Here is a 21,637-nt window from a genome sequence, read left to right as displayed (position 1 = left end):
CGCGGTCAGCTCACCGCCGGAACGGCCGGAGACGACTGGGTCGGCTGGCGGCGCGCTTCGGCGACCGCCTGGATGTGGGACTGCAAATCCGCGTCCTTCTGCACCAGCCGGCGGAAATCCTTCTCATCCAACACCAGCAATTGGCAATAGCCCAGCGCCCGCACGTCTGCATTGCGCCGCTGGCGGGACAGGAGCGCCATCTCGCCGAAGAAGTCGCCGGTGCCGAGCTTCACCGGCTCCGCCAGCATCGGCACCAGCACCTCGACGGCACCCGACGCGATGAAGAACATGGCGTCGCCGCGGTCGCCCTTGCGCACGATGGTCTCGCCCGGCAGCGCCAGCTGGGCGCGCAGCAGCGTGGCGATGGTCGCCACCCGCTCCGCCGGCAGTTCGGCGAACAGCGGCACCCGGCGCACCAGCTCCGCCACGTCGAAGCGGACATCCAGCTTCGGCAGCCGCTCCAGCACCCGGCGCCGCTGTTCCAAATCGCGCTCCAGGTCGGTCAGCACCTCCTGGCTGATGATCGATTCGGCATGCATGGCGCGGTATTCGGCATGCTCCAGCCGCAGCGCGGCCCGGCCGACATAGCGGCTTTGCAGCACCACCGCGTAATCGGGATATTGCAGCTTCAGGGCCGACAGCGCCTGCTCGACGATGCCCAGCCGGCCGACCAGCATGCCCTCCAGCTCGAACGCAACCTCCTGGCCCAGCACGCGGGCCAGCCGGTCGCGGGTGAAGGCCAGCAGCTCGCGCAGCACGGTGCGCACGGCGACCAGCACCTCGAACCGCATCGACAGGCGCCGGGCCAGCGGGCTGTGGATGCCGAAGCGGCGTTGCAGCCAGCTGGCGGTCCGCATCCAGGGCGAGAAGGCGATGAACGGCTCCTCGAAGGCGCGATAGCCGTTGCGGCCCTGGCTCTTGACCGCGTCGAGCAGGCGCCCGCTGCGGCCGGCCAGCATCTCCATCACCGCGCGCGACACCACCCCTTCGGAGAAGTGGGCGTAATAGAGTTCTTCCTCGCGGTTCACCAGGATGACGAGGCCGATGGTGACGCGGTCCTCGTCGGTCAGCTTGGCCTCTTCCTGGCTGTCGCGGTCGATCCGTTTCAGCCGCTCCTCGTAGCGGGCGATCATCACGTCCTTGACCGCGCCATCCACCTCATAGGTCTGGGCGACGGCGGAAACGCGGTCGCGGATGCTGTCGGTGGACAGCGCCAGCGCCCGGTTGCGCATGGCGCGCTCCACCGGCGTCAGCTCGTCCAGCTTCAGGAGGCGGATCAGCCAGCGCAGCGTGGTGCCGTTGACGAACAACGTGACGAAGACGAAGCCGGTGACCATCACCGCGATGAAGCTCTGGAGCTTGTCGGGCACCCGGAAATTCTCGGTCACCGCCAGGGCCAGCGTCAGCGACACCGCCCCGCGCATGCCGCCCCACAGCATCACCGACTTGTAGGAGTTGCTGACCTTCTGCGCCAGCCCGGCCCAGGACAGCACCGGCAGCAGCCCGAACAGCACCACCGCCCGCGCGGCGAAGGCCGCCAGCACCACGACCACCACCAGCCCGACCTCCGCCCAGCCGGCGTCGGCCAGCAGGCGCGGCACCAGGATGGCGGTCAGCAGGAAGATCATGGAGTTGGCCCAGAAGCCCAGCTGCTGCCAGACATGCTCCATGGCCCCCCAGGTGGCGGGGGAGATGCGGGTGCGCCCGACCGATCCGATGACCAGCGCCGAGGTCACCGTCGCCACCACGCCCGACGCGCCGACATAATGGTCGGCCAGCACATAGGAGAGGTAGGCCAAAGCCACCGTCAGCGTGATCTCCGCCATCGGCTGGTTGCGCACCGGCTCCACCAGCATGCAGACGATACGGCCGCAGACATAGCCGGTGACGACGCCGCCGGAGAAGTCGCGCAGGAAATCCACCGCCGCCGCCGCCGCTCCGCCGTGGGAGGTGCGCGTCAGCATTTCCAGGAGAAGGGTGAAGAGCGCGATGGCCGCGGCGTCGTTCAGCAGGCTCTCGCCCTCGACCAGCGTGGTCAGCCGTCTTGGCGCGCCTAGGTCGCGGAAGATGCCGATCACCGCCGCCGGGTCGGTGGAGGCGACGATGGCGCCCAGCAGCAGGCAGGCGACCAGCGGCAGCGGGGTGAACAGGTTGACGGCATAGCCGACGGCGAAGGTGCAGACGAAGACCGCCACCACCGCCATCAGCAGGATCGGCCCCAGATCCTCGAACAGCCGCCGCACATCGACCGCCAGCGCCGTCTCGAACAGCAGGATCGGCAGGAAGACGTGCAAAAGCACGTCCGACGAGACGTCCAGTTCGGCCAGGGAATTCAGGAAATCGTGCAGCGGATCCTTGCCCGGCCCGGCGAAGGTCTGGATCACCGCCCCCAGCGCCACGCCGACGCCGGCCAGCAGCACCGTGTAGGGCACCTGGAAGCGGGCGGCGAGCGGCGGCAGGAAACTGACGAGGGCAAGAAGCCCGGCGACGCCGAGGACTTGAATGACGATGTCGTGCATGGTTCCACGGAACGGCTGCGGCGTGGGCTGCACGGTATCGCCGCACTGTGGCGGGGGCAAGGCCATGGGCCGCAGATTCCTGCGGCAAAAATGGTCCGCAGCGATGCGCCGGCCGCGAGCAGGGGCTATGCCGCTCCCCCGTATCCGGGCCTCAACCCGGCCTCACCGCCAGCCGCCATTCTCGGTCAGGCCGGACAGGATGTCCGTCAGGATGGCGTGGGTGGCGCGGGCCGCGGCCGACATCGGCCGGCCGGCGGCATGGGCCAGCAGGATGCTGCGGTCGATCTGCGGATCGGCGATGGGCAGGCCGGTCAGCCGCTCCGCCGTCCCGCCGTGGCGCGCCACCCGGTCCGACAGCACGGTGTAGCCGCAGCCTTCCGCCACCAGCGCCTTGATCTGCTCCAGCGCGTCGATCTCCAGCGCCACGGTGACGCCGGCCCGCGCCAGCAGGGCGGCATGCTCCACCTCCTCGCGCACGCCGTGCGGCCGGCCGGGCAGGATCAGCGGCAGGGACAGCGCCTCGGCGAAGGGAATGGCGCTGCGGCCGCGCAGCAGCGGGTCGTCGGCCGGCCCGACCAGATGCAGCTTCTCGCGCGCCACCAGCTGGGTCTCCAGCCCGCCCATCTCCTTGGTGCCGAACACCAGCGCGAGGTCGAGCTGCCCCGACAGCACCCATTCCAGCATGTGGCCGGACAGCCCCTCCACCACCCGCAGCCTGATCTGCGGATGGGTGCGCCGCACCGCCAGCGCCAGCGGCACGGTCAGCACCGGCCCCAGCGAGGTCGGGATGCCGACGGTCGCCGGTCCTGCCGGCACCGCCTCCACCGCCCTCACCTCGTCGCGCAGCCCGTCCATCTGGCCAATCAGCGCCGCCGCCCGCTGCGCCAGCCGCCGCCCGCTTTCCGTCGGCACCACGCCGCGCGCCGTGCGCAGCACCAGCTGGCAGCCGAAATCCTCCTCCAGCCGCTTCAGATGCAGGCTGAGCGCCGGCTGCGCCACCCGCAGCACATCCGCCGCCCGCGAGATCGAGCCATGCTCGACGATGCCGAGGAAATAGCGAAGCTGCCGTACGTCCATAGCGCCGGACCCCTTGCCGCCCATACCGTGACGCTATGAAAGCGGCGGAGGAGATCGCGTGTCAATATGGGACACTCTGTGCCGATGAAGTCGCGCTCTGCGCGATGCCACGGCCCGCGGTCTCGCGGCTTTGGCGCTCACGAGGCGACGGCGGCCAGCATTCGGAGAGTCTTCAGCCCCTTCGGCTTGTCGGGGGCGACGATGTCCTTGTGGATGCAGCCGATCACGGACTTGATGACGTCGGTCTTGTTGAGCGCCGTGACTTCCACGACCGTCTCCAGCTCACGCGACATGGTCGGGGTGATCTTCATCGACAGCCGCCGCCTTGCCGAACCGCGTCCTGTCTTCGGTGAACCTTCGAAGAAGGCTCTGGTCTCGTCGAGGCTGTCGGCAAGCTGGCGCGACAGGGCCCGGTCGGCGGCGAACCGGTTGATGTAGTACATCAAAAGCGGCTTGCGGAACTCGGTCGTCAGGCCCGGATCGATGCGATAGGCGGCGAGATCGAGAGCGTCGGTATAAACCGACGGCAGGTTGGCCTCTATGGAAATCGTCGCCCTGTCATAGGCGGCCTTGATCGCCGGGGTCGATTGCGGCGGAGTGGCGACGACTGCACCGCACCTGTCGCAGACGGCGACAAGGATGTTCTGTGCCACACCCTTGCCGTCGTCGAACGGAACATCGCGCAAGGCGAAGGTGGTCGTCGTCAGCCCGTCCGTCCCGCAAACGGCTTTGCTCTTGTCGCCTTCACGGTAGATCTTCACGACGGCACCTCATTGATGGACGCTGATAAAGATCGTGTCGGGATCCACAAAGTAGAACTTGATGTACCAGCCCCGATTTCTGACGATGTTGACCTCGATGCTCGGGTCCCGGTGGTGGGGGCTGATGCTATGATCGTTGCCGCTGGCGCTTTTCAGAACCTGAATGACTTGATCGGCGGTAACCGCACCCATCTGGAGCAGGTTCTTCGTGTCGATCGCAGTTCGGGCTTCGTGCTGAAACGTCCCATCCTTCAAAGCCCTGATGACCTTGGGCTTCACCGTCGACCACCCCACCGGCGCCCCCAATAATATACGATAATCTTCGTACTCTTCAAGCGTGCCGAAGCCGGCCCGCGCGACCCAGAATCGGTCAGGGGAGGGACATTTGCAAGCTCAACGCACGGCTGTGCGGCGGGCAAGGAAATCACGTCAGGCGATGGCGGGCGTTCTGGGCGGCGCCTTGAGTCCGCCCCCCTCTTGATCGCCGTAAATCCGTTAACCATTTACCCATCAGGCACCGGACGGTCGCGCATTCGCGGACCGCGGAGGCGCCGTTCCGCGCCGGATGACTGGGCGGAAGACCTTGGAAACGGAGTGCCGGATGGACTTCGGTCAATTCACCGATCGTGCGCGCAGCGTCATTCAGGCCGCGCAGATCGCCGCCCTTGCCGAGCGGCATCAACAGCTTCTCCCCGAACATCTGCTGAAGGCCCTGATCGACGAGGGCAGCGGCGTGGCGGCGCGTCTGGTGCGCGACACCGGCGGCGACCCCGATCTGCTGAAGTCCGCGACCGAGGAGCAGTTGTCCCGCGCGCCGGTCCAGGCCGGCGCCAACGATGGCCCGCAGCCGCTCTACATGTCGCCGGCGCTGGCCGCGGTGCTGCAAGGCGCCGTTGCCTCGGCGCGTACCGGCGGCGACCGCTTCGTCACCGCCGAACGCCTGCTGGAGAGCCTCGCCCGCCAGAGCGGCCCGCTGCGCGCCCTGTTCCGCCGTGCCGGCGTCGATGCCGACGCGCTGGCCGCCGCCGCCGATGCCCAGCGCAAGGACCATCCCGCCGATGCCGAGACCGAGACGACGGCCGGCGAGGCGCTGGCCCGCTACACCCGCGACCTGACGGAAGAGGCGCGGCAGGGCCGGCTCGACCCGGTCATCGGCCGTGACGACGAGATCCGCCGCACCATCCAGGTTCTGGCCCGCCGCACCAAGAACAACCCCGTCCTGATCGGCGAGCCCGGCGTCGGCAAGACCGCCGTGGTCGAGGGGCTGGCCCAGCGCTTGGCCTCCGGCGACGTGCCGGAAGGGCTGAAGGACCGGCGCGTGCTGTCGCTCGACCTCACCGCGCTCCTGGCCGGGGCCAAGTTCCGCGGCGAGTTCGAGGAGCGGCTGAAATCGGTCCTGGCCGAGGTGCAGGAGGCCAACGGCCGCATCATCCTGTTCATCGACGAGCTGCACACGCTGATCGGCGCCGGCCGCACCGACGGGGCGATGGACGCCGCCAACATGCTGAAGCCCGCCCTGGCGCGTGGCAAGCTGCGCTGCGTCGGCGCCACCACGCCGGACGAGTACCGCAAGTATATCGAGAAGGACGCCGCACTCGCCCGCCGCTTCCAGCCGGTGACGGTGGACGAGCCGTCGGCCGACGACGCGGTGTCGATCCTGCGCGGCATCAAGGGCAAGTACGAGGTGCACCACGGCGTGCGCATCGCCGACGCGGCGGTGGTCGCGGCGGTCAGCCTGTCGGCGCGCTACATCGGCGACCGCCGGCTGCCCGACAAGGCCATCGACCTCGTCGACGAGGCGGCAAGCCGCCTGCGCATGGCCATCGACAGCAAGCCGGAGGCGCTCGACGCCGTCGACCGCCGCGTCGCCCAGCTGAAGATCGAGCGCGAGGCACTGAAGGCCGAGCCGGACGCCGCCTCGCAGGAGCGCCTGCATGTGCTGGAAGGCGAACTGATCGAAGCGGAAGCCCGCCAGACCTCGATGGAGGAGGAATGGCGCGCCTCGCAGTCCCGCCGCACCGAGGGCCGCCGCCTGAAGGAGGAGCTGGACCAGGCCCGCACCAGGCTGGAGCGCGCCCAGCGCGACGGCGACTGGGCCAAGGCCGGCGAGCTGGCCTATGGCGTGGTGCCCGATCTGGAGAAGCGTCTGGCCGAGGCCGAATCGCGGGCCAGCGCCGAGCGCGACGAGGTGACGGCCAAGGACATCGGCGCCGTCGTCACCCGCTGGACCGGCATTCCGGTCGAACGGATGCTGGAGGGCGAGCGCCAGCGGCTGAAGGGCATGGAGGACAAGCTGGCCGAGCGCGTCGTCGGCCAGAAGGAGGCGGTGCGCGCGGTGTCCAAGGCGGTGCGGCGTGCCCGCGCCGGGCTGAAGGACCCCAGCCGCCCGACCGGCTCCTTCCTGTTCCTGGGCCCGACCGGCGTCGGCAAGACGGAGCTGGCCAAGGCGCTGGCCTCCTTCCTGTTCGACGACGAGACGGCGATCACCCGGCTCGACATGTCGGAATATATGGAGAAGCACGCGGTCAGCCGGATGATCGGCTCGCCGCCGGGCTATGTCGGCTATGACGACGGCGGCTCGCTGGCCGAACGCATCCGGCGCCGGCCCTATCAGGTCGTGCTGCTCGACGAGGTGGAGAAGGCGCATCCCGACGTGCTGAACGTCCTGTTGCAGGCGCTCGACGACGGGCGGCTGACCGATGGGCAGGGCCGGACCGCCGACTTCCGCCACGCCATCCTCATCATGACCTCCAATCTGGGGGCCGAGGCGCTGAGCGCCTTGGGCGACGACGAGGATATGGCCGGCGTGACGGTGGAGGTGATGGACGCGGTGCGCAAGGCCTTCCGGCCGGAGTTCCTCAACCGGCTGGACGATGTCCTGATCTTCCGCCGGCTGGGCCGGGACCAGATGTCGCGGATCGTCGACATCCAGCTGTCCCGCGTCAACGAGCGGCTGGCCGAGCGCGGCGTCACCCTGGCGGCGGACGCCGCGGCCAAGCGGCGGCTGGGCGATCTGGGCTGGGATCCGGCCTTCGGCGCCCGTCCGCTGAAGCGGGCCATCCAGGGCCTCGTCGAGGATCCCATCGCCGAGCGTCTGCTCGACGAGGAGGTCGAGGGCAAGGCCACCATGACCCTGTCGGTAGTCGACGGCCAACTGGCGCTGGACGGCGTGGTGGTCGAGGAGGACCGGGCGCACGGCTTCAAGGCGCCGGAACGCCCGCCGCTCGGCTTCGCCCTGCCGCCGGTGGCGAGTTCCGCCGCCAGCCGCGAGGCATCGGTCCACTGACCGGGTGACAGGTGAAGGGGAAGGGGGGCGCGGGTTTTGCGCCCCCTTTTCCATTTCCAGGGCTGCCCTTGCGCCGCTGCGTCTGCTAAATGACCGCTGCAACGCCGCACCGGACAGGGGGCAGACATGACCGCGACGACTCCTTCCCACTTGGCATACCTGTCGACTTTCTCGCTTGCCGGTCAGGTGGCGCTCGTCACCGGCTCGGGACGCGGGCTGGGTCTGGAGATCGCCCGGGCGCTGGCCGGTTCGGGCGCGCATGTGCTGCTGAACGGCCGCGACGCCGCCACGCTGGAACCGCGTGTCGCCGAGATCGAAGCGGCCGGCGGCAGAGCGTCGGCGCTGGCCTTCGACGTGGCGGACCGGGCGGCGGTGCGCGACGCCTTCGCGCGGATCGACCGCGAGCATGGCCGGCTCGACGTGCTGGTCCAGAATGTCGGACAGCGCAACCGCAAGCCGCTGGCCGATCTGACCGACGACGAGATCACCAGCCTGCTCGATGTCGATCTGGCTTCCGGCCTGATCCTGGCGCGGGAGGCGGCGCGGCTGATGCTGCCGCGCGGGCGCGGCCGGCTGATCGCCGTCACTTCCGTCGCCGGGCAGATCTCGCGGGCCAACGACAGCGTCTATGCCGCGGCGAAGTCCGGGCTGAACGGCATGGTGCGGGCGCTGGCCGCCGAATACGGCCCGCTGGGGCTGACCAGCAACGCCATCGCGCCCGGCTTTTTCGCAACCGAAACGAATGCGGCGATCACTGGCGATCCGGAGCGCTCGGCCTATTTCGCCAACCGCACGCCGATGCGGCGCTGGGGCCGGCCGGAGGAGATTGCCGGGGCGGCGGTGTTCCTGGCCTCGGCGGCGGCGTCCTATGTCAACGGCCATGTCCTGGTCGTCGATGGCGGCGCCACCATCTTGATGTAAGCCGCCGGCCGACTGCCACCGCCATGCTGACGATCCCGATCTCTTGCGGCGATCCCGCCGCCCTGTTCCGTCCCTGGAGCGCCGAGCCCTGGGCGATGCTGCTCGACAGCGCCGCCCCCCATCCGCAGAACGGGCGATATTCCTACATCGTTGCCGACCCGTTCCAAACTGTGGAGGCCATCGGCGGGCAGACCCTGGTCGACGGCCGGCCGGTCGGCGGCAGCCCCTTCGATGCGCTGGAGCGGGCGCTGGCCGTCCATCCCTTGCCATGCTCTGGTCCGGTTCCCTTCACCGGAGGGGCCGTGGGCTTCGTCGGTTACGAAGCCGGAACGGCTTTGGAGGGGCTGCGCTCCCGCCATGGCAATCCGGGCGGCCAGCCGGACTTCGCCTTCGGCCTCTATGATGTCGTCGCCGCCTTCGACCGGCAGGAGCGCCGCGCCTGGGTCATCGCCGCCCGGCCGGAGGCGGAGGACCGCGCCCGCCGCATGGCGGCCCGGCTGTCCGTTCCGCCTCCGGAACAATCCGCCGGCCCGGCGCCGCTGCGCTGGCGGTCGGAACTGGCGCGCCCCGACTATCTCGACCGGGTCGGCCGGGTGCTGGACTATATCCGAGCCGGCGACATCTATCAGGCCAACTTCACCCAGCGCTTCCTCGCCGATACCGGCGGGGCCATCGACGCCTATGCGCTCTACGAACGCCTGCGCGCCTTGAGCCCGGCGCCCTTTGCCGCCTTCCTGAATTGCGGGCCGAAGCTGTGGCTGGCCGGGGCGTCGCCGGAACGCTTCATCCGGCTCGGCGCCGACCGCAACATCGAAACGCGGCCGATCAAGGGCACCCGTCCGCGCCACGCCGACCCGGCGGCCGACGCCGCTGCTGCGGCGGACCTGTCGGCCAGCATCAAGGACCGGGCGGAAAACCTGATGATCACCGATCTGCTGCGCAACGATCTGGCGCGGGTGTCGGAGATTGGCAGCGTCAGGGTGCCGGTGCTGTTCGGGCTGGAGAGCTTCGCCACCGTCCATCACCTCGTGTCCGTCGTCACCGCGCGCCTGCTGCCGGGGCTGGGGCCGGTGGATCTGCTGCGCGCGGCCTGTCCCGGCGGATCGATTACGGGTGCGCCGAAGATCCGCGCCATGCAGATCATCGACGAGCTGGAGGTGGCCCGCCGCGGCGCCTATTGCGGCTCGGTCGCCTGGATCGGCTTCGACGGTGCCATGGACAGCAACATCGTCATCCGCACCCTGTCGGTGACGCCGGACGCGGTGATCGCCCAGGCCGGCGGCGGCATCGTCGCCGATTCCGATCCGGCGGACGAGCATGAGGAAATGCTGGTCAAGGCCCGTGCCCAGCTGCGCGCGGCGGGAGATCCGGTGGGGGAGGGAACGCCATGACGATCTGGCTGAACGGGCGGCTGATGCCGGCGGCGGAAGGGCGGATCGACCCGGCCGACCGCGGCTTCACCCTTGGCGACGGGCTGTTCGAGACGATCCGGATCAAGGACCGCCTGCCGCGCCACCTGCCGCGCCATCTCGACCGGCTGACAGCCGGGGTTGGGCTGCTCCGACTGCCGCTGCCCCACAGCGCCGCGGACCTGACCGACGCGATGGCGGCGCTGATCGGGGCGACCGGCATCGCCGACGGTGTGCTGCGCCTGACCCTGTCGCGCGGCACCGGTGCCCGCGGGGTGCTGCCGCCGGCCGATGCCCGTCCGACCCTGCTGATGACCGTGGCGCCCGCCGCCCACACGACCGCGCCGGTGTCCGCCATCGTCGCCCGCAGCACCCGCCGCAACGAGCATTCGCCGCTGTCGCGCCTGAAGTCGCTGAATTACCTCGATTCCATCCTGGCCCGGCAGGAGGCGGCGGAGCGCGGCGCCGACGAGGCGCTGCTGCTGAACGCCGCCGGCCGGCTGGCGGAATCGAGCGTCGCCAACCTTTTCCTGTCGATCGGCGGCCGCCTGCTGACCCCGCCGCTGGCCGACGGCGCCCTTCCCGGCATCCGCCGCGCCCTGGTCCTGGAGCGCCATGGCGCGGAGGAGGCGCCGCTCACCCCGGAAGACCTCGCCCGCGCCGACGAGGCCATCCTGACCAACAGCCTGGGCCTGCGCCCGCTGGTGGCGGTCGATGGCCGCCCGGTCGGCAGCGGGGCGACGGGACCGGTCCTGGCCCGCCTGCTGGCCGACCCCGACCTGTAATCCGTCGCCATCCAGAGGGACCGTGATGATCGAGACCGTGACCTTTCCCGAACTGACCGTCATCGGCTGCATGGTCGAGGCGAGCGGCGACGAACTGCCCGCCGCGGTCGCCGCGGCGTGGGAGCGCGTGTTCGCCGCCGATGTCGGAACGGCAGCCTTCGCCGCGGTGTCGCTGCCCGAGGAGAACGGCCTGCAGCGCCGGCTGGTCGGTTTCATGGCGGCCAAGGCCAGCGAGATCCCCGACGGCATGGTCCGCCTCGACCTCGACGCCGGCCGCTACCTGCGCACCGTGCAGGACGGCCCGCAGGCGGCGATGGCCGCGTCGATGGCTGACGGCTTCGCCCGGCTTCACGCCCATGCCGCGGCGAACGGGCTGACGCTGTCGGGCATCGCGCTCGATTTCGGCCACCGCCCCGGCCGGCAGGACGGGCGTCACGAACTGCATCTGGCGCTCGCCCCGCAACTGCCGGCCCTGGCCTGACATCCCGAAGTCGCGTCGTCAGCGCGCCGTGCTGTAGACGCCGTGGATGCCGAACTCCACCGGCTGCCCGGCCAGATGGCGGTTCAGCAGGGCGGCGACCTCCGCGGCGGCCGGCTTGCCGTCCAGCGCGGCCAGGTCGCGTTGCAGCGCCGCCATCGGCTTGGGCGAGGCGATGGCGAGGAAATGGTCGGCGCCGAAGGGCGGCTCCACCGTCAGCGCCAGCCGGTAGGGGCCGCCGCGCGGGATCTGCGGCGGATCCTTGCGGTCCGCCAGCGGGTAGAGGTAGTTCACCGTGCCGTCGGCGGCGAGGTTGATCAGGGTGAAATAGGTGCCGCTGTTGCCGCCGATGTCGAGCGAGACCGTCTCCCCCTTGCGGTAATCGCGGTCGCCCGGCTCGACGGCCAGCGCCAGCGACCGGCCCTCCGCCGCCGCCTTCACCCGCAGCACGAGCGACCATTTGTCGACCACCCCCTGCACCCGCCGCCGGGTTTCCGGGGCTGCCGGGTCGCCGGCGATGCTGGCCAGCACGTCGCCGACATTGCTGATCACCTCGCCGCTGCCGGTGTCCCAGACCAGGGCGGGGCCCTCCGTCCCGACCATCTCGACCCCGGTGAAACCGGCGGCCAGCTTTTTCACCGCCGCCGGCTGGGCCAGGATCCGCAGCGGGATCGCACCGACGGCCGGCAGCAGCGAGGGCGGCTTCGGCCGGGCGGCGACCGGGTCGATCAGCGGCACCTCGCCCCGGCCGCGCGGCTGGACCTGCGGATGCTGCCGCCCTTCCAGCGCCATGCGGACGGAGTCGCGGATGTGCGCCTCCAACTCCCCCTTGGTGACGACGCCGTCGCCGTTGCGGTCGGCCTGCCCGCGCAGGGCGTTGGCGAAGGCCCAGCTCAGCGCGCCGCGGGGCTTGCGGTCGATCATCACCTCCGGCGCCAGCTCGTGGTCGGCCACCGCGGCGAAGAAGGTGACGTTCGGCTGCTCCTCCGCCTCCGCCTGCAAGGCGGCGCGGGTGGGCGGCGGCAGGGCGTCGTCCTCGATATGGTCGACAGGCACGCCGTCGATGGTGGCCGCCCGCGTGCCGAGCTTGCCGGCGCGGTCGTCGAAGGCGCGGGTCATCGTTCCGGAATGGCAGGAATCGGAGATGAAGATCACCCGGCGCGGCGCCGCCTCCTTGAACAGGATGGCGATCTCGTCGTCGGTCAGGCGCTGCGCCGTGCCGGGCCCGCGCGGGGCGAAATCGGCCAGCACCAGGAACTCGTCCAGCCCGTCGGCCTCGCTGCCGGGCACACGTTCGGGTTGTTGCGCGCCATGGCCGGCGAAGGTCAGCACCAGCGTCGAGTCGGGGGAGGTTTCGGCGATCAGCTGCCGCCACGTCGCGATGATCCGGCTGCGCTCGGCTTCGCCATCGACGAACAGGCGCAGCTTGCGCACACCCAGACCCTTCAGCGCGTCCGCGATGTCGCGGGCGTCGTTGACCGCCCCCTGCAACGGATTGATCCTGCTGTACCGGTCGATTCCGATCACCAGCGCCGCGATTTCCGCCCGCGCCGGGCCCGGCGCCGCCATCAGGCCGATGCCGGCCGCGAAACCCGCCAGGATCGTCATCATCCAGAAACGTGTTTTACCGAACATCATAGTCCCCAAGTATAGCGTATAACCAAGGCTAGGTATGGACGAAAGTGCATAAAAGACCGCGCGAATCCACAGTAATGCCCCCTTCCGTTACAGTTGTTGCTGTGGCAGCTTTGCAGCCGGTCCTGATCGGCGGGGGGCCGCATCCACTGTGGGGGTGGTGCGGGCTGTCGGGAATTCTGGACTGAAACGAGTGCCAACTTAAACAGAAAAGCAAACGGGAATTCAGCTCATGCGAAGCAACCGTGTCAGGGCAAGCCTCCTCTCCGTTACCATCGTCGCCATGGCGCTCAGCGGCTGCGTGACCACGCAGCAGGACCGCATCGGCGCCAATGACGGGTCCGATGCCTGCTACCAGTACCGGGTCGCCCTCGATTCGACCGGCAACTTCTATGCCGAGGACATGCTGAAGGGTGCGGCCATCGGTGCGGGCGCCGGGGCTCTGACCGGTGCGCTGGCCGGCGGCAACCTCAAGAGCGCCCTGATCGGCGCCGCGGCCGGGGCCGCCGTCGGCACGCTCGGCGGCTACTGGAATTCCCGGATGCAGCAGGGCCGCGACCAGGCGATCCTGGGCGTGGCGAACGATCTCGACACCGAGAACCAGAATCTGGACCGCACCCAGGTGGCACTCGACCAGCTGGTGAACTGCCGCCGCGCCGAGATCGCGCGCGTCAAGGCCGACTACAAGGCGAACCGCATCGGCAAGCCGGAGGCCGAGCAGCGCCTCGCCCTGATCCGCGGCCAGCTGGACAAGGACTACAGCATCGCCAGCGCGATCAACCAGAACATCGTCAAGCGCCGCGACGAGTATCTGATCGCCGCCGACAACATCCAGCCGGGCGCCGCCGAGAAGATCCGCACCAAGAGCGCGGCCAAGGCGCAGACCAAGAAGAAGCCGGCCAAGCAGACCACCACCGCCGGCGCCGCCTCGCCGTCGCAGGTGGTCCAGCGCACCAACACCGCCTTTGAAACGTCGGAGCGCATCAACGCCTCGACCAACGCCATCCAGCAGATGGCCCAGAAGGAAGCCACCCTCGACGCGGTCTGAGGCGCGGTCTGAGGCGTGCTCCGATAGGGTCCGTCCCGGCCGCGGCATCTCCAGGGATGCCGCGGCCGGGCGGTTTTCGACATTCAGTGCAAGCGGAACCGACGATGGCCGGCTGTCTCCCTCACAGAATCGCGCTGCTGCGGTGCAGCACCCGTCTCGGCGCCCGCTTCGGCGCTTTCCTTGCCGTCCTCCTCGGCCTTCTGCTGGGCGGGCTCGCGGTGGGAAGCGCGCTGGCGGGCGACGCATCGACCGGCGCCTTCCTGCGCATCGAGACCGGCGGCCACACCGCCCGCGTCAACCGGCTGGCCAGCGATGCGCAGGGCCGGCTGATCGCCACCGTCTCCAACGACAAGTCCCTGCGCCTGTGGAGCCGCGACGGCGAGCCGCTGGGCGTGCTGCGCGTGCCGATGGAGGCGGGGGACGAGGGAGCGCTCTATGCCGTCGCCCTGTCCGCCGACGGGTCGCTGGCCGTGGCGGCCGGCAACACCGGCACGAGCTGGGGCGACGGCGTCACGCTCTATCTGTTCGACGTGAAGGCGCAGCGGCTGAAGGCCCGGCTTGCCGGCCAGCCGCAGGTGCTGAACGATCTGGCCTTCTCGCCCGACGGGCGGTTCGTTGCCGGGGCCTTCGGCGGCACCGCCGGCATCCGCGTCTGGGACAGCGCCGGCTTCAAGCTGGTCGCCGAGGACACCGGCTATCAGGCGCGGGTCTCGGCGCTGGCCTTCTCGCCCGACGGCCGGCTCGCCACCGCCTCCTTCGACGGCAACATCCGCCTCTATGATTCCAGCTTCAAGCAGAAGGCCAAGCGCAAGCCGGGCAGCGGCATGCCCTATTCGGTGGCCTTCTCGCCCGACGGATCGCAGCTGGCCGTCGGCTATGCCGACCAGACGCGGGTCGACGTGCTGTCCGGCAGCGACCTGAAGGCGCGCCTGTCGCCCAAGACCGCCGGCATCTCCGGCGGCAGCTTCGCCGCCGTCGCCTGGGACGGCACGGCGCTGGTCGCCGCCGGCACCGCGACGACGGACGGCACCCGCAACGTGGTGCGGCGCTGGGCCGACGGCGGCAAGGGCGCCTTCGCCGACACCCCCGTGGCGCGCGATTCTGTGACCCACCTGCTGGCCCTGCCCGGCGGCGGGGTGGCCTTCGCCGCCGCCGATCCCGGATGGGGCGTGCTCGATCCGGCCGGCCGGCTGCTGTTCGCCCGCATCGGCGACATCGCCGATTACCGCGACATCCATCTCGGCCGTTTCGGCCTGTCGGACGACGGGCTGGTGCTGGAATTCGGCATGGAGCAGGGCGGCCGGCGGCCGATGCGCTTCGACGTGCTGGCCCGCAGCCTGACGCCGGCGCCCGAGGCGCTGCCCGGCCTGAACCGCCCGTCCGCCGAGGGGCCGGGCATCGGCGTCTCCGACTGGCGCAACAGCCGCACCGCCAAGGTCAACGGCCAGCCGGTGAAGCTGGACAGCGGCGAGTGGGCGCGCAGCGTCACCGTTCTGGGCGCGCAGCGCCGCGTCCTGCTGGGCGGCGAATTCAGCCTGCGCCTTCTCGATTCCGCCGGGGCCGAGCTTGCCCGCGCCGAGGTGCCGGCCGCCGTGTGGGGCGTCGTCGCCTCGGCCGACGGCCGGGTCGCCGTGGCGGCGCTGGGCGACGGCACGCTGCGCTGGTATGCCCTGTCCGGCGGCGCCCGCCCGCTGGAGGAGCTGGCGGCGCTGTTCCCGCACCGCGACGGCCGCCGCTGGGTGCTGTGGACGCCGGAGGCCTTCTTCGACCATTCCGAAAGCGGCGGCGAGACCCTGGTCGGCTTCCACCTGAATGACCCCAAGAAGAAGGGGCTGCAATGGGTGGAGTTCAAGCAGGTCTACCGCGTGTTCGACGCCCCCGAACTGGTCCGCGCCAAGCTGCGCCAGACCGGGCAGGCGGAAATCGCGGCGCGCCTGTCCGCCATCGGCGACATCCGCCTGCTGACCCAGCGCCGTCCGCAGGTGACCCTGCTGGATTACTGCACCGTGCCCGCCGCCGCCCGCGGTCTGGCGCTCGGCACCGGTGCGGTCGAGGCCACCGCGCCGGCCGCGGCCCCGGCCCCGACTACGCCCCCGGCCCCGGCGGTGACGGCCGACGCCGAAACCTGCCATCCGCTGGACATGACGCCGGTCAGCCGTGCCTTCGCGCGCGCCAAGGAGCCTGTTCCGGCCGCCGCACCGGCGCCAGCCACCGCCAAGACGCCGCCGCAGGGGGCGGCGCAAGGGGCGACCCAGGGGACGGCGCAAGGGGCCGATCCCGACGGCACGGCCGACACGCCGCGCCTGACCGTGGCGCTGCCGGAGGGGATCGGCGCGGTGCGCCTGCGCTACCGCATCGCCGACACCGGCGGCGGCATCGGGACGGTCGATCTGTTCCGCAATGGCCGCAACGTCAGCGGCCAGGACAAGTCCCGCGCCTTCGCCCGCGCCAAGGAACCGGCGCCGCAGCCTGCCGAACAGACCTCCCCGCCGCCGTCATCCCCGCTCCCCGCCGGCGACGCCGCCAAGGACCAGGGGACGCCGGTGGCGGAGGAGCGGGTCAGCACCGTCCGGCTCGATCCCGGCAGCAACCGCGTGCAGATCCGTGCCTACAGCGGGTCCGACGCCATCTACGAGCGCTCGGCCCTGGTCGATTTCGTGCTGCCGGCGCCGGTCGCGCAGGCGGAGGACGCCAAGGCGCGGGACGTGCCGGACCGGCCGCGGCTGATCACCTTCGTCGTCGGCATCGACAAATACCGGCCGGCGGGCTCGCAGCTGCGCTTCGCCCGTGCCGACGCCACCTCCTTCGCCGAGGCGGTGCGCGGACGCATTCCCGCGACCTACGACCGGGAGCAGTCGCTGGCGCTGTCGCGGACGCTTTACGACGAGGAGGCGAGCCGCGACGCCGTCGTGTCCGGGCTGGAGGCGCTGGCCGCCAACGCGCGCGAACAGGACACGGTCGTGCTCTATCTTGCCGGCCATGGCGTGATCGTGCCGTCGCCGAAGGACCCCTCGGTCAAGCTGTACCATTTCATCACCCAGGACGTGGCCGCCACCACGCCGGACGCGATCACCCGGCAGGGCCTGTCGGAGAAGGATCTGAACCGGCTGGTCAGCGCCATCGCCGCCCGCAACGTGCTGGTTCTGCTCGACACCTGCCATTCGGGTGCCGTGTCCGCCGGCACGGTCGACAAGCTCTACCAGGACATGGGCCAGCGCTATCTGCTGGCGGCCTCGTCGGAGCAGGAGGAGGCGCTCGACAGCTATGACGGCCGCAACGGCATCTTCGCCCATGCGGTGCTGGAAGGGCTGAAGGGCAAGGCCCTGCTGCCGGGCGACGAGGCGATCTACAACCTGACGCTCGGCCAGTATGTGAACCGCGCCGTGCCGCGTCTGGCGCGGGAGAAGCGGTGGAACCAGTCGGCCATCTTCAAGACCGGCGGCAACGAGCTGAACCCCTTCCCGCTGGCGGCGCCGGAGCCGGGGAAGCCCTAGCCGGCAAAACCCTGAATGCCCGTCTGGAAACCGCCCGTTCGGAACCGTCCATCATGATCCGATCTTTTTCCGATCCGTCATCCCCACGACGATGGGGAACCGGGAGTCCGGCAGCGGCCGGCGTCGCCTGCCTTTTGATGGCCGGGCTGTCGCAGGCACAGACCCCGCCGGCGGCCACCGCTGTGGACCCCCCGCGCCCGTCCGTCGCCGAGGCCCGCAAGGAGGTGGACGCCGCGGTCGGCCGCCTGAACTGCGCCGGTGTCGGGACGGCCGAGACCGCCAAGGGGCTGCGCATCTCCGGCTATGTCGGCAGCGACGAGGATGCGGTTGGCCTGAAGGCGGTGCTCACCGCGCTGCCGCCCGGCATCGATCTCGAAGCGCGGGTGGCCGTGCGGCCCTGGCCGCTGTGCGAGGCGCTGGGCATCGCCGGGCTGCCCACACAGTTGGCGACGCAATCGGCGGGTCAGGATACCGACGCCCCGACGCTCTCCTTCAACCGGCCGTCGCTGGTCTACCGCAAGGGCGAGACTTTGGAGATCACGGTCACCGCCGGCATGCCGGGCCATCTGACCGTCGATTACATCGACGGCGACGGCAGCGTCATCCACATGGTGCCGATGCGCCTGCGCCGGGACGACCGTGTGGAGGCCGGGCGGCCAGTGGCGCTGGGCGTCGCGAAATCGTCGGCCGACCGCATCTACACCATCTCACCGCCCTTCGGCCCGGCGATGATCCTGGCGCTGGTGACCCGCGAGCCGCTGTTCGCCGCCGACCGGGAGGAAGTCGAGCCGGCCGGTCCCTATCTGGCGGGCCTGCGCGCCGCGCTGGCGGCGCTGCCGGCCGATGCCAGGGGCGCCGTGGCCGTCCGCTCCGCCGTCCTCACCACCGTCGCCGAGTAGCGTGGCCGCCACGGTCTTAACGAATCCACTGCCGTCCCGCACTGCCGTCCATTGCCAGATGCCGGCGCAAACACTATGATTCAAGCGGTAGAAGCCGGGTGTCCTCAGGGGCGAGACCCGTACCGCTTGAGACGATCGGAAGACCCGTATGGACGCTCACGACCTTTCGCTGGACGACAACCGCACGCTCCAGGCCATCGGCATCCTGGCCGACGTGCTGGATGGGGTCGAGGGGCCGGGCGGTCTCGACACGGTGCTGGTGTCCAAGGCACTGCGTCAGGTGATCGCCACCAAATCGCAGCCGGCCTTTGAGTTCGCCTCGCGTGCCTTCAACACGCTGGAGCCGTCGGTCCGCCGCCAAGTGGCGCAAACCGCCGACGAGGCGGCGCATCACTCGGTCGAACTGCGCGGCCGGGTCGGCGGCTTCCTGTCCACCGCCCCGAAGAAGCCGGTTCCCCAGGGTCAGGTCGTCGGCCAGCAGCCCAACTTCATCACCGCGCTGAACCTGCGCTCCCGCCGCCGGCCGAACCAGCCGTCCTGAGGCCGTTCGGCCGGGCTGCCGCGCCCGCTCACTCATGCGGCCATGCTTCTTCCGGCAGCGTGTCGAGCAGCGCGCAGTCCCAATAGGGGCGCGGGCCGAAGCGCTGCACCAGGAAATCGACGAACACCCGCACCTTCGGCGACAAATGGCGGTTCTGCGGATAGACCGCATTGACGCTCACCTCGGCCGGGACATGGCGGTGCAGGATGCTGACCAGCTCGCCGCGCGACAACGCCTGTCCGCACAGGAAGGTCGGCGACATGATAAAGCCGACGCCGGCCGCCGCTGCCTCGCGCAGCAGGTCGCCGTTGTTGCTGCGGATCGGGCCCGTCACCCGGACGCTGCGCGTTTCCCCATCGACGATGAACGGCCAGAGGTCGGGGGTCGGCACGTTGGTGTAGATCAGGCAGGCGTGGTTGCTCAGCTCGTCCGGCGTCTGCGGCACGCCGTGCTTTTGCAGATAGGCTGGGCTGGCGCACAGCGCCATCCGCGCCGGGGCCAGCCGCCGGGCGATCAGCGAGCTGTCGCGCAGCCGGCCGATGCGCACTGCCAGATCGTACCCCTCGTCGACCAGATCGACCGTGCGGTCGTTCAGGTCCATATCGATCTCGATGGCCGGGTAGCGCTCCAGGAACTCCGCCACCGCCGGCGCCAGATGCATGATGCCGAAGCTGACCGGTGCGTTCAGCCGCAGCCGGCCGCGCGGGGCGGCATGCAGGTCGGCGACCGCCTGCTCCGCCTCCTCCAGATCGGCGAGGATGCGGGTGCAGCGCTCGTAATAGGCCTGCCCCACTTCGGTCAGGCTGAGCTTGCGGGTGGTGCGGTTCAAGAGCCGCGCGCCGAGCCTGTTCTCCAGCTCGCCGATGCGGCGGGAGACCACCGACTTCGACAGATTGAGCCGGTCGGCGGCGGCGGTGAAGCTCTTGGTGTCCACCACCTTGATGAAGGCGAGCATGTCGTCGAGGCGATCCATGGCATTGTTGTACACCCGGAAACAATAAGGTGCCAAGATCCGCCATTACCGAAAGCGCCGCCGCGCCCTATTTCTGGTGTCACCGCCGCGGCCGGCACCTGTCCGCGGCGGCCGGAAAATCGACGACCCATTCAGGCAAACCAACAGGGAGTGACGGCGATGGCGAAGGTTCTGGTCCTCTATTACAGCAGCTGGGGCCACGTGTCGGAGATGGCGCAGGCGGTGGCCGAAGGCGCCCGCTCCGTCGCCGGCACCGAGGTGGCGGTGAAGCGCGTGCCCGAACTGGTGCCGGAAGCCGTCCGCCAGTCCGCCCACTACAAGGACGAGAGCAACATCCCTGTCGCCACGGTCGACGAGCTGGCCCAGTACGATGCCATCGTCATCGGCACGCCGACGCGCTACGGCAACATGGCCTCGCAGATGAAGAACTTCCTCGACCAGACCGGCGGGCTGTGGGCCAAGGGCGCGCTCGTCGGCAAGGTCGGCAGCGTCTTCACCTCCACCGCCACCCAGCATGGCGGGCAGGAGAGCACCATCCTCAGCACCCACACCGTCCTGCTGCATCTGGGTCTGGTGATCGTCGGGCTGCCCTATTCCTTCCAGGGCCAGATGGGCGTTTCGGAAGTGATGGGCAACTCGCCCTACGGCGCCAGCACCATCGCCGACGGCGACGGCTCGCGCCGCCCGAGTGCGGTCGAGCTGGACGGTGCCCGCTACCAGGGCCGCCACGTCGCCGAGATCACGACCAAGCTGCACGGTTGATTTTCGTCAGAGAGTGAAGAAGGGGAGGGAGCCGTGGGCCTGCTGATCGATGGACAGTGGCAAGACCAGTGGTACGACACCAAGAAGAGCGGCGGCGCGTTCGTCCGGACGGAGGCGCAGTTCCGCGACCGGGTGTCGGCCGACGGCTCCACCCCCTATCCGGCGGAGGCCGGGCGCTATCACCTGATGGTGTCGCTGGCCTGCCCCTGGGCGCACCGCACGCTGATCCTCCGCAAGCTGAAGCGGCTGGACGACGTGATCGGCGTCAGCATCGTCGATCCGCTGATGCTGGCCGACGGCTGGACCTTCGCCGAGCCGGAGCCGGTCACCGGCGCGAGGCGGCTCTACGAGGTCTATCTGAAGGCCAAGCCCGGCTACAGCGGCCGGGTGACCGTCCCGGTGCTGTGGGACAAAAAGACCGGCAGCATAGTGAACAACGAGTCGGCGGAGATCATCCGCATGCTCAACCGCGAGTTCGACGCCTTCACCGACGTCCGCACCGATTTCTACCCGGCGGACATGGCGGAGGAGATCGACCGCGTCAACGCCCACGTCTATGACGCCGTCAACAACGGCGTCTACAAGGCCGGCTTCGCCACCTCCCAGGACAAGTACGAGGCGGCCTTCGACGCGCTGTTCGCGGCGCTGGACGGCCTCGATGCCAAGCTGGCGACGCAGCGCTGGCTGGTCGGCAACCGGCTGACCGAGGCGGATTGGCGGCTGTTCACCACGCTGGTGCGCTTCGACGCGGTCTATGTCGGGCATTTCAAGTGCAACCAACGGCGGATCGCCGACTATCCGCACCTGTCGGGCTATCTGCGCGACCTCTATCAGGCGCCGGGTGTGGCGGAGACGGTGAATTTCGACCACATCAAGCGCCATTACTACGGCAGCCACGCCACCATCAACCCGACCGGCATCGTGCCGAAGGGGCCGAAGCTGGACCTCGACGCGCCGCACGGGCGCGGCGGCCTGGGGCCGGATCCGGTGTGATGCGTGACGGATCGGCTCCCCGGCGGTTGTCAGAAGGAAACGACAATCGCTCAGGG

At 70.1% G+C, this 21,637-nt stretch carries 17 protein-coding genes; 11 read left to right on the top strand and 6 right to left on the bottom strand.

The annotated features are described in order from the left end of the window. Positions 1-5: 5 nt before the first annotated feature. From TSH64_RS04185 to TSH64_RS04170, 4 genes are all read right to left on the bottom strand, one after another. A complete protein-coding gene (locus tag TSH64_RS04185) occupies positions 6-2,585 on the bottom strand; it encodes a cation:proton antiporter (RefSeq protein ID WP_247872740.1) in 2,580 nt (859 codons plus the stop codon). A gap of 96 nt (positions 2,586-2,681) precedes the next feature. Continuing rightward, positions 2,682-3,596 carry a LysR substrate-binding domain-containing protein gene (locus TSH64_RS04180; protein ID WP_109095688.1) on the bottom strand — a complete coding sequence of 305 codons (915 nt, stop codon included), beginning with the start codon at positions 3,594-3,596 and terminating at the stop codon, positions 2,682-2,684. Positions 3,597-3,733: 137 nt separating this feature from the next. Continuing rightward, a complete protein-coding gene (locus TSH64_RS04175) occupies positions 3,734-4,357 on the bottom strand; it encodes a hypothetical protein (RefSeq protein ID WP_109095687.1) in 624 nt (207 codons plus the stop codon). Between the two features lie 9 nt (positions 4,358-4,366). Next, complete coding sequence (locus TSH64_RS04170) at positions 4,367-4,636, bottom strand: hypothetical protein (RefSeq protein ID WP_199237452.1); 270 nt, start codon at positions 4,634-4,636, stop codon at positions 4,367-4,369. A 322-nt stretch (positions 4,637-4,958) separates the two neighbouring features. Between TSH64_RS04170 and clpB the strand changes: the two genes are divergently transcribed. The 5 genes from clpB (at position 4,959) to TSH64_RS04145 (ending at position 11,239) form a co-directional block, all read left to right on the top strand. Beyond that, entirely contained in the window at positions 4,959-7,643 is a 2,685-nt protein-coding gene (clpB, locus tag TSH64_RS04165) for an ATP-dependent chaperone ClpB (RefSeq protein WP_109095686.1), read from the top strand. A 126-nt stretch (positions 7,644-7,769) separates the two neighbouring features. Next, complete coding sequence (locus tag TSH64_RS04160) at positions 7,770-8,564, top strand: SDR family oxidoreductase (protein ID WP_109095685.1); 795 nt, start codon at positions 7,770-7,772, stop codon at positions 8,562-8,564. Between the two features lie 23 nt (positions 8,565-8,587). Then, entirely contained in the window at positions 8,588-9,955 is a 1,368-nt protein-coding gene (gene pabB / locus TSH64_RS04155; RefSeq protein ID WP_109095684.1) for an aminodeoxychorismate synthase component I, read from the top strand. Continuing rightward, positions 9,952-10,758 carry an aminotransferase class IV gene (locus tag TSH64_RS04150; RefSeq protein WP_109095683.1) on the top strand — a complete coding sequence of 269 codons (807 nt, stop codon included), beginning with the start codon at positions 9,952-9,954 and terminating at the stop codon, positions 10,756-10,758. Before pabB ends, TSH64_RS04150 begins: the two co-directional genes overlap by 4 nt. Before the next feature lie 25 nt (positions 10,759-10,783). Next, complete coding sequence (locus tag TSH64_RS04145; RefSeq protein WP_109095682.1) at positions 10,784-11,239, top strand: GyrI-like domain-containing protein; 456 nt, start codon at positions 10,784-10,786, stop codon at positions 11,237-11,239. 18 nt (positions 11,240-11,257) lie between these two features. On the opposite strand, the gene TSH64_RS04140 is transcribed toward TSH64_RS04145, so the two are convergent. Continuing rightward, on the bottom strand, positions 11,258-12,847 hold the full coding sequence (locus TSH64_RS04140; RefSeq protein WP_247872739.1) for a caspase family protein: 1,590 nt from the start codon (positions 12,845-12,847) through the stop codon (positions 11,258-11,260). A gap of 256 nt (positions 12,848-13,103) precedes the next feature. Between TSH64_RS04140 and TSH64_RS04135 the strand changes: the two genes are divergently transcribed. The 4 genes from TSH64_RS04135 (at position 13,104) to TSH64_RS04120 (ending at position 18,853) form a co-directional block, all read left to right on the top strand. Further along, entirely contained in the window at positions 13,104-13,919 is an 816-nt protein-coding gene (locus TSH64_RS04135) for a YMGG-like glycine zipper-containing protein (protein ID WP_109095680.1), read from the top strand. A gap of 104 nt (positions 13,920-14,023) precedes the next feature. Next, entirely contained in the window at positions 14,024-17,413 is a 3,390-nt protein-coding gene (locus TSH64_RS04130) for a caspase family protein (RefSeq protein ID WP_109095679.1), read from the top strand. A 182-nt stretch (positions 17,414-17,595) separates the two neighbouring features. Next, positions 17,596-18,312: a DUF4384 domain-containing protein gene (locus TSH64_RS04125; RefSeq protein WP_247872738.1), complete on the top strand. Its 717-nt coding sequence runs from the start codon at positions 17,596-17,598 to the stop codon at positions 18,310-18,312. Between the two features lie 148 nt (positions 18,313-18,460). Then, positions 18,461-18,853: a hypothetical protein gene (locus TSH64_RS04120; protein ID WP_098738133.1), complete on the top strand. Its 393-nt coding sequence runs from the start codon at positions 18,461-18,463 to the stop codon at positions 18,851-18,853. A gap of 28 nt (positions 18,854-18,881) precedes the next feature. On the opposite strand, the gene TSH64_RS04115 is transcribed toward TSH64_RS04120, so the two are convergent. Continuing rightward, the gene (locus TSH64_RS04115; protein WP_109452254.1) at positions 18,882-19,826 is read right to left on the bottom strand and encodes a LysR family transcriptional regulator; all 945 of its coding nucleotides are present in this window, start codon (positions 19,824-19,826) and stop codon (positions 18,882-18,884) included. Between the two features lie 159 nt (positions 19,827-19,985). Here TSH64_RS04115 and wrbA point away from each other — a divergent pair, with 159 nt between their 5' ends. Further along, positions 19,986-20,588 carry an NAD(P)H:quinone oxidoreductase gene (wrbA, locus tag TSH64_RS04110; RefSeq protein WP_109095677.1) on the top strand — a complete coding sequence of 201 codons (603 nt, stop codon included), beginning with the start codon at positions 19,986-19,988 and terminating at the stop codon, positions 20,586-20,588. Positions 20,589-20,621: 33 nt separating this feature from the next. Then, positions 20,622-21,581, top strand: a complete 960-nt coding sequence (locus tag TSH64_RS04105) for a glutathione S-transferase family protein (RefSeq protein WP_109095676.1) — start codon at positions 20,622-20,624, stop codon at positions 21,579-21,581. The last annotated feature ends 56 nt before the right edge of the window (positions 21,582-21,637 follow it).

It is taken from the genome of Azospirillum sp. TSH64 (assembly GCF_003116035.1).
Classification (GTDB): domain Bacteria; phylum Pseudomonadota; class Alphaproteobacteria; order Azospirillales; family Azospirillaceae; genus Azospirillum.
Note: the sequence above shows the minus strand (reverse complement) of the source record. Positions and strands in the feature narration are given on the sequence as shown.

Excerpts from the sequence above, each read along its gene's own strand:
- TSH64_RS04135 (WP_109095680.1), top strand. The coding sequence starts at position 13,104 with ATGCGAAGCAACCGTGTCAGGGCAAGCCTCCTCTCCGTTACCATCGTC.
- clpB (WP_109095686.1), top strand. The coding sequence starts at position 4,959 with ATGGACTTCGGTCAATTCACCGATCGTGCGCGCAGCGTCATTCAGGCC.
- TSH64_RS04140 (WP_247872739.1), bottom strand. The coding sequence starts at position 12,847 with ATGATGACGATCCTGGCGGGTTTCGCGGCCGGCATCGGCCTGATGGCG.
- TSH64_RS04130 (WP_109095679.1), top strand. The coding sequence starts at position 14,024 with ATGGCCGGCTGTCTCCCTCACAGAATCGCGCTGCTGCGGTGCAGCACC.
- TSH64_RS04115 (WP_109452254.1), bottom strand. The coding sequence starts at position 19,826 with ATGGATCGCCTCGACGACATGCTCGCCTTCATCAAGGTGGTGGACACC.
- wrbA (WP_109095677.1), top strand. The coding sequence starts at position 19,986 with ATGGCGAAGGTTCTGGTCCTCTATTACAGCAGCTGGGGCCACGTGTCG.
- TSH64_RS04185 (WP_247872740.1), bottom strand. The coding sequence starts at position 2,585 with ATGGCCTTGCCCCCGCCACAGTGCGGCGATACCGTGCAGCCCACGCCG.
- TSH64_RS04150 (WP_109095683.1), top strand. The coding sequence starts at position 9,952 with ATGACGATCTGGCTGAACGGGCGGCTGATGCCGGCGGCGGAAGGGCGG.
- pabB (WP_109095684.1), top strand. The coding sequence starts at position 8,588 with ATGCTGACGATCCCGATCTCTTGCGGCGATCCCGCCGCCCTGTTCCGT.
- TSH64_RS04120 (WP_098738133.1), top strand. The coding sequence starts at position 18,461 with ATGGACGCTCACGACCTTTCGCTGGACGACAACCGCACGCTCCAGGCC.
- TSH64_RS04180 (WP_109095688.1), bottom strand. The coding sequence starts at position 3,596 with ATGGACGTACGGCAGCTTCGCTATTTCCTCGGCATCGTCGAGCATGGC.
- TSH64_RS04145 (WP_109095682.1), top strand. The coding sequence starts at position 10,784 with ATGATCGAGACCGTGACCTTTCCCGAACTGACCGTCATCGGCTGCATG.
- TSH64_RS04160 (WP_109095685.1), top strand. The coding sequence starts at position 7,770 with ATGACCGCGACGACTCCTTCCCACTTGGCATACCTGTCGACTTTCTCG.